Here is an 8300-nt window from a genome sequence, read left to right on the forward strand (position 1 = left end):
TTATCTTGGAATTTGTGAGTTCGGTTAGAACAGAATCTTACAGATCGTCATAGAATACCTAAAGGAGCCTAGTACAACAATAGTTATACCCTTCATACTTGCAGTTGCTGCCTAGTGGATGGCGTAATTTTCACTGAATTTCGCAGGGCAACTATACTTAAGAGTATGAATTGCATTTGTTTGTGAGCGGGAGTGCATTGTGACGCACCCGTTTGCCCGCGTAAAAGTTGGTTATCTTAAGGAGGTTGTTATGCCGAAGAAAAAAGCACTCTATGAAGAAGTGGTTGAAGAGGTCATCGAAACGCTGAAGCATAGTCCTGAAGAGCTCAACAACAAAATCGAAACGTCAGGTAAGTTTGCGAAAGCAGCCAATGACATGACCAAAGACGAGCTGTCGTTGATTTCCGCTTACGTAAAATCGGATTTAAAAGAGTTTTCCGAAAGCTATGAAGAGAGCAAAAGTGGTCCGTTTTATTTGATGATTGCAGACTCTATTTGGCAAGGCCTGTTGGACATCACTGATCGAACTAAGGTGGAATGGGTTGAACTGTTCCAAGATTTAGAGCATCAGGGCCTATATCAAGCGGGTGAAGTCATTGGGTTAGGTACTTTGGTATGTGACGAGTGTGGTCATCAAACCGAATATAACCACCCAACCAATATCATTCCATGCATTAAATGTGGTTCTAAAGGGTTTAGTCGTAAAGCCCTTAAACCGTAAACATGTAATTAACTTCAAACTGCGGCAATAAAAAAGGGTTGACTCAATCAGTCAACCCTCTAATCACTTTTCTTCGAATCTAGCTCTTTGGCTTTCTAATTACCCAACCCATCACCAAACTGAGCAACGCCCAGATGTACAGTGGCCAAGTACCAACTGTGTGATAAGGCGTTTGACCATCCGTTGAAATGAGTTCAGCTTTTAATACGGCCGTTTCAAACTGAGGCACTTGTTTGATGATGTTGCCTTTATAATCGGTAACAGCCGTCACACCATTGTTGGTAGAGCGAATAAGCGGCTTACCAAGCTCTAGAGCACGCATCTGTGCAATTTCCATATGTTGCAATGGCCCAATCGAACGACCAAACCACGCATCGTTAGAGAGCGTTAGAATAAAGTCAGTTTCATCTGTTACGTTTTGTCTAACTTGATCATTAAATATGATCTCATAACACAACGCAGGCGCTAGATGACGACCATTTGCTACGATGTTTGGTTGAACAAAGTCGCCACGGCTAAATGATGACATTGGCAAGTTAAAGAACGGTGCTAATGGGCGCAAGATATCTTCAAACGGAACAAACTCACCAAACGGTAACAAATGGTGTTTATGATAGCGCTCGTCTGGATCGTAGCTGTACTCACCATATGGATTCACACCAAGTGAAAGAACACTGTTGTAGTACTTCTTATCTTCAGATTGATTCAGCACGCCAGTGATGATCGAGCTGTTGTTCATCTTGGCTGCACTGTCTAAGTTTCGTAGGAAAGATGGAATCTCTACCTCAAATGCAGGAATAGCCGCTTCAGGCCAGATGATGATATCGGCGTCCCAGTTTTCTCTGCTTAGGTCGGTGTACTTCATCATGGTTGGCCAGCGATGACTCGGCAGCCATTTACTGTCTTGATCGACGTTGCCTTGTATTAAGACGACTGACGTAGTTTTTTCAGGGTTCGGCGTGACCCAATCGATGTTGCGAATACCAAAACCGGTGCTAAATACGACGGCAGGAATGATAGCGATACTCCAGGCCCGGTTAACAATCGCATAAGCGAATGCAGAGGCTGAAACAATGATCGCTAGAGTTACTAACTCGACGCCGCCAATCGGTGCAAATGAACCTAGTGGCGAATCGATTTGGCTGTAGCCTAACCAAAGCCAAGGGAAGCCCGTCATTACCCAGCCACGTAGCCAATCACTGATTAACCACAATGCAGGAGCTGCAAGGAAAAAGCGGCTTAGGTTATTAGCAGGGAAGAACTTGTTCAAACTCCAGGTAAATAGACCCGAATAAACGGCTAGGTAGCCAACAAGCAATGCCATCAAAAATAGGTTGGCAGCCAGTGGCATGCCGCCAAAACCATCAATGCTGACGTATACCCAGCTGATACCTGTCGTGAATTGACCTAAACCCCATGCGTAGCCAACCCAAAGCGCACTCTTAGGAGAGCGGTTGTGGATCAGTAACAGCAACAAAGCTGGGCTGAGAATAGCAAGAGGCCATATAGAGTATGGAGCGAATGAAAGGGTGGTTATAGCGCCAACAAAAACGGCCGCAAGCGGCCGTAATAGGCGATGAATAAAGGTCTTAGTCATCTAATTTCTGTCATCTCTTTAGAGAGAAGTTGTTATTCTTCGATAGTAGGAAGAGGCTGTTCGTCAGGAATGGTTACCTGTAACTGAATCACACGACGGTTATCTGCTGATGTTATTTTGAAATGGTAGTTTTCAATCTCTACAATTTCGCCACGAACCGGCAGGTGACCGAGTGCTGTCATAACCATGCCGCCTACCGTATCCACTTCATCGTCACTAAAGGCAGTTCCAAACGTATCGTTGAACTCTTCAATAGTGGTTAAAGCTTTAACAGAGAAAGTATGCTTACTCAGCTTACGAATATCTAGCTCTTCTTCATCGTCGAACTCGTCTTCAATTTCACCAACGATTTCTTCGAGGATATCTTCAATGGTTACCAGGCCAGAAACTCCGCCAAACTCATCGACAACGATAGACATGTGGTAGCGCTCTTCTTGGAACTCTTTGAGTAGGCGATCAACACGCTTACTTTCAGGAACAACCACGACAGGGCGAATCACTTGTTCGATATCAAATGGGGCACTTTCTGAACCCAAATACTTAAGTAGGTCCTTCGCTAATAGAATGCCTTCAACATGGTCTTTATCTTCACTGATCACTGGGTAGCGAGAGTGTTGAGCATCAGTAATAAGCGCAATCAATGTATCTAAATCATCGGTGCGTTCAACTGTAACCATTTGAGAGCGAGGCAGCATGATGTCGCGTACTCGCATCTCTGAAATTTCCATTACACCCTCGAGCATGTCGCGCGTGTCGTGGTCAATTAGGTCATTAATTTCTGAGTCGCGGATTACATCTACGAGCTCTTGGCGATCTTTTACTTCACCTTGAAATAGTTGGCCTAGGCGTTCAAAGAAGGACTTTCTACTCGGACCTTCAGATTTTTTACTTCCCTCAGAAGTGGGGGGGTTACCTTCGTTCATGATTTCTCAAAAAATAACGCTATCAGAAGTGTGATAGCACACGTTACAACTCAGATTCCTGCGAAAATCACAGGTTCGATGAGTTATTGTTTCTCTGCAACCTACGTTACTAGAATCAATTTACTTTTCTAGAATATACGGGTCTTCAAACCCCATAGTTTGCATGATTTCTGTTTCGAGTGACTCCATCTCTTCAGCTTCATCATCTTCGATATGATCATAACCTAGCAGATGCAGACTGCCATGTACAACCATATGAGCCCAGTGTGCTAGCAGAGGCTTACTTTGCTCTTCTGCTTCTTTTTCGACAACTTGGCGGCAAATAATGAGGTCACCCAGTAGATCTAATTCCACTCCTGGTGGTGCTTCAAATGGGAAAGACAGCACGTTAGTTGGCTTATCTTTTCCACGATAGTCATGATTGAGCTGGTGGCTTTCTTGTGTATCAACAATACGAACCGTCAACTCGGCGTTCTTTTGAAACTGAGGAATTGTCTTGTCTAACCAAAGTTGAATATCTTGCTCAGTTGGAAGACCTTGCTCATTTTCGACTGCTAATTGCAGGTCTAGTTCAATAGACATCTATTTATCACCTTGTTCTGCAATGACAGAGCTATTTTGTGTTGCTAATTGTGTCGTAACGGCTTGCTGAGTCTCAAGAAGCTTGGCCTCGCGCTCTTCACGCTTACGTTGTTCAAACTCTTTGCGCTCTTTCTGGTCTTTTGCTTCCCACTTCTCGTACGCGTTGACGATACGAGCAACGACAGGGTGACGAACGACGTCTTCAGACATGAAGAAGTTAAAGCTAATATCATCCACTTCACTGAGCACTTCAGTTGCGTGGCGTAGGCCTGATTTTGCACCACGAGGTAAATCGATTTGTGTAATATCACCTGTGATCACAGCGCGTGAGTTAAAACCGATACGGGTTAAGAACATTTTCATCTGTTCTACCGTGGTGTTTTGGCTCTCATCAAGAATGATAAACGCATCATTCAATGTACGACCACGCATGTAAGCCAGTGGAGCAACTTCAATCACGTTACGTTCAATCAGCTTCTCAACTCGCTCAAAGCCAAGCATTTCAAACAGTGCGTCGTAAAGCGGACGCAAATATGGGTCTACTTTTTGGCTTAAATCACCCGGTAGGAAACCAAGCTTCTCACCAGCTTCAACAGCAGGACGAGTCAGTAGGATTCGACGAACCTCTTGACGTTCAAGTGCATCAACCGCAGCCGCAACAGCTAAGTATGTTTTACCAGTACCAGCAGGTCCAATACCAAAAGTGATGTCATGAGTGACCATGTTCATTAGGTATTGTGCTTGGTTTGGCGTGCGAGGTTTGATGACGCCTTTTTTAGTCTTAATGGTCACTTCTTTGCCGTAGTCGATTTCAGACTCGACGTGTTGCTCCAAAATACCAGACTCAGTGACCGCCAGATGCACTTGCTCTGGTTCGATATCGATTATGTTGCCTTTAACTGGAGCCGTTTCAACATAGAGGTGTTTGATGATGTCTAAAGCGGCGGCTGTAGTGTGAGGCTTACCGACAATCGTGAAAAAGTTGCTACGGTAATTAATCTCAACGCCCAGACGACGCTCAAGATGCTTGATGTTGTCGTCAAATGGTCCGCATAAACTTGCCAAGCGCTTGTTGTCTGCTGGCTCTAGATTTATCTCTAAGGTAACGATTTTATTGCTCAAATTAGCCTCTCATTTTGTGCCACTCACTCTTAAATATAAAAAAGAGCAAAAAGCCCGATTTAGACCGGGCTTTTGATGGTGATATCCCTATTTCTAAGATGGTCACTTAGTTAGGTAATTTCAAGCTTTGTGTTTGCGCTTTGTGCTCAAACAGTTGTATTGCCTATGGCGTAAATGTCGCTACACCTAGCTCGTCTTCACGTTTTGTTTTTTCCATCATTTCTGCTGGAGTCATTACAACGCGTAGACCCATGTCTTTTTCTGTGCGAACTAGCTCACCACGTAGTGAGTTAGTGTAAACCTCAGTGATCTTCACATCTACAAACTGACCGATTAGGTCTGCAGAACCTTCGAAGTTCACAACACGGCTGTTTTCAGTACGGCCACGCAGTTCCATGAGATTCTTTCTTGATGGACCTTCAACAAGAATACGCTGCTCTGTGCCTAGCATTAGACGAGAGAAACGCATAGCTTGTGTGTTTACTGTTTGTTGCAGTTCGTACAGACGATCTTTTTTCTCTTGTGCTGGTACATCACATGGGTAATCTGCCGCTGGCGTACCTGGACGTGGAGAGAAAACAAAGCTGAAACTCATATCGAAATCAACTTCTTTAATTAGCTTCATTGTATCTTGGAAGTCTTGCTTAGACTCACCAGGGAAACCAACAATAAAGTCAGAGCTGATTTGAATGTCAGGACGAGCTTTACGCAGTTTACGGATAATAGATTTGTACTCGATAGCCGTATGTGGACGCTTCATCATCGTAAGAATACGGTCACTACCACTTTGTACTGGTAGGTGAAGGAAGCTCACTAGTTCAGGGGTATCTTTGTAAACTTCAATGATGTCGTCACCAAACTCAAGCGGGTGGCTTGTTGTGAAACGAATACGGTCGATACCGTCGATAGACGCAACTAGGCGAAGGAGCTCTGCAAATGTGCAGATGTCACCTTCGTGAGTAGGGCCTCGGAATGCGTTTACGTTTTGGCCTAGCAGGTTTACTTCACGTACGCCTTGCTCTGCAAGTTGTGCAACTTCGAATAGCACATCATCCATTGGACGACTAACTTCTTCGCCACGAGTATATGGAACAACGCAGTAAGTACAGTACTTAGAACAACCTTCCATGATAGAAACGTAGGCTGTTGCGCCGTCTGCTTTTGGCTCTGGCAGGTTATCGAACTTTTCGATCTCTGGGAAAGAGATGTCCATTACTGGCTTTTCGTTAGACAGTGATGACTTAATCATCTCTGGTAAACGGTGTAATGTTTGTGGGCCAAAGATAACGTCTACGTAAGGTGCACGTTGACGAATGTGATCACCTTCTTGAGTCGCTACACAGCCACCCACACCGATCACCACACCTTCTTTTTTATCTTTAAGCGTTTTCCAACGACCAAGCTGGTGGAATACTTTTTCTTGCGCTTTTTCGCGGATGGAACAAGTATTCAATAGTAGTACGTCTGCTTCCTCAGGTACTTCAGTTAGCTCATAGCCATTTGCAGCGTTAAGCAGGTCGGCCATTTTTGATGAATCATATTCATTCATCTGACAGCCCCAAGTTTTAATTAGCAGTTTCTTACTCATTATATGTTCGCTCGATCGTTAGTTTAATTTAAGGGAGCAAATCGCCCATTATTCATCCGCTAGCTCCGTTCGTCATAATTCGGTATTCAATTTTATGACAGGCTCTAGCGGCAAGCGGCGTATTGTACTGGTTTCAAAACCGACTGACTAGTAGTCTGAACAAATCTCTTATGTAGTGGTTTTTATTATCGTTAACGCCATATGCCATAAGGGATAACCCTTCTTTCGAATAAGGTTTTTGGTTACAAGTTCGTTATGAAAAAGTACAATCAAAAACAGTCAAAGAATCAAACTGATAAGTACAAAATATGAACAGTTACGATATTGTAGTCGTCGGTGGCGGCATGGTTGGTGCAGCAACAGCAATCGGTTTTGCAAAGCAAGGTCTGAGTGTTGCGGTGATCGAAGGTTTTGCCCCACAAGCTTTTGATGAGTCGCAAGCGATGGACATTCGTGTGTCAGCGATTTCTCAAGCATCGGTCGATTTGCTTGAAGATCTTGGTGCATGGCAAAGTATTGCAGCGATGCGCGTCTGTTCTTACAAGCGATTGGAAACTTGGGAACACCCAGAGTGTCGTACTCGGTTTGATGCTGCATCTCTTGATTTACCTCGTTTAGGTTACATCGTTGAGAATCGATTAATCCAATTGGGTTTATGGGCTCAGTTTGATGCCTACAACAATCTCGAACTGTTATGTCCAGAAAAGCTCGATGAGATTGAGTTTGGTGAAACCAATATAGTCAAGCTTCAGTCGGGTACTCAGTTGTCAGCGAAGTGGGTGGTTGGCGCTGATGGCGCAAATTCAGCCGTCCGTCAGCAAGCAGGGATTGGTATTACGGCTTGGGATTACCGACAGCACTGCATGCTTATCAACGTAGAAACAGAACAGCCTCAGCAAGATATTACTTGGCAGCAATTTTTACCAAGTGGTCCTCGTTCATTTTTGCCTTTGTGTTCTCTAGTCTCTGACGATCAAGAAGTCGGGCAGGGCTCGTTAGTTTGGTATGATTCTCCACTGCGTATTAAGCAACTGTCAGCAATGCCCCCTGAAAAGCTGCGTAATGAAGTACTCGCTAACTTTCCTAAAGAGTTAGGTGATATCAAAGTTTTGAACTCGGGTTCTTTTCCTCTGACACGACGTCATGCTCAATCATACTCAAAGAATAACTGTATTTTAGTCGGAGACTCTGCACATACGATTAACCCTCTAGCAGGGCAGGGTGTTAACTTGGGTTTTAAAGATGTGGCAGCACTATTGGATATCACCCAAGAGAAAGGTGAATTGAATCAATCTGTGGCGAGACGCTATGAAGTGATCAGAAGAGGTGACAATCTAATGATGCAAAGTGGCATGGACTTTTTCTACAAAACGTTTAGCAATGACATTGGCCCACTTAAGTTTGTGCGAAATGCAGCACTAAAGCTAGCAGAAAACTCAGGGCCGATTAAATCACAGGTGCTTAAATACGCTTTAGGGTTGTGATTGGTTAGTCCAAATTATCTAGTTATAAAAAGAAGGAGAGCAGAGGCTCTCCTTCTTTGATTTCGTGATAATGCTTAATGTTATTGCGTCACACAAACAGGCGCATCAATGGCTAAAGAGCATCCAGTATAAATGAGAGACCCATCCTCAATATTTCGTTTGAATGACGTGAGGTTGTTGGAGTGCTGGTTTGCGGAGATAAGCCATTGTCCGTCATTAGTGATATGAAAGTCGCGAGGGAACTTACCTTCAACATCGTAACTATCCATAAAAATGAGCTTTT

8 protein-coding genes are annotated in these 8300 nt (G+C 44.0%); 2 read left to right on the top strand and 6 right to left on the bottom strand.

Features of this window, described 5'->3' with window-relative positions; translation table 11 throughout:
* Positions 1-250 precede the first annotated feature (250 nt).
* The gene (locus AB4232_RS13055; RefSeq protein ID WP_017062329.1) at positions 251-721 is read left to right on the top strand and encodes a zinc ribbon-containing protein; all 471 of its coding nucleotides are present in this window, start codon (positions 251-253) and stop codon (positions 719-721) included.
* Between the two features lie 79 nt (positions 722-800).
* Here AB4232_RS13055 and lnt read toward each other — a convergent pair whose 3' ends face one another.
* From lnt to miaB, 5 genes are all read right to left on the bottom strand, one after another.
* Entirely contained in the window at positions 801-2318 is a 1518-nt protein-coding gene (gene lnt, locus AB4232_RS13060) for an apolipoprotein N-acyltransferase (protein WP_371728470.1), read from the bottom strand.
* Positions 2319-2350: 32 nt separating this feature from the next.
* Entirely contained in the window at positions 2351-3241 is an 891-nt protein-coding gene (corC, locus tag AB4232_RS13065) for a CNNM family magnesium/cobalt transport protein CorC (protein WP_009848481.1), read from the bottom strand.
* Positions 3242-3361: 120 nt separating this feature from the next.
* Complete coding sequence (gene ybeY, locus AB4232_RS13070) at positions 3362-3823, bottom strand: rRNA maturation RNase YbeY (protein ID WP_372087286.1); 462 nt, start codon at positions 3821-3823, stop codon at positions 3362-3364.
* Positions 3824-4945, bottom strand: coding sequence for a PhoH family protein (locus AB4232_RS13075; RefSeq protein ID WP_372087287.1), 1122 nt, complete (start codon positions 4943-4945; stop codon positions 3824-3826).
* A gap of 163 nt (positions 4946-5108) precedes the next feature.
* Positions 5109-6533: a tRNA (N6-isopentenyl adenosine(37)-C2)-methylthiotransferase MiaB gene (gene miaB / locus AB4232_RS13080; protein ID WP_009848484.1), complete on the bottom strand. Its 1425-nt coding sequence runs from the start codon at positions 6531-6533 to the stop codon at positions 5109-5111.
* Between the two features lie 308 nt (positions 6534-6841).
* Between miaB and AB4232_RS13085 the strand changes: the two genes are divergently transcribed.
* Positions 6842-8017, top strand: coding sequence for a 2-octaprenyl-3-methyl-6-methoxy-1,4-benzoquinol hydroxylase (locus AB4232_RS13085; RefSeq protein ID WP_372087288.1), 1176 nt, complete (start codon positions 6842-6844; stop codon positions 8015-8017).
* Between the two features lie 80 nt (positions 8018-8097).
* Here the strand turns inward: AB4232_RS13085 and AB4232_RS13090 are convergent.
* Positions 8098-8300, bottom strand: a 203-nt coding sequence (locus AB4232_RS13090) for a lactonase family protein (protein WP_372087289.1), incomplete at its 5' end; no start/stop codon positions are given.

This window comes from Vibrio sp. 10N.286.46.A8, from assembly GCF_041470165.1.
Lineage (GTDB): Bacteria > Pseudomonadota > Gammaproteobacteria > Enterobacterales > Vibrionaceae > Vibrio > Vibrio tasmaniensis_A.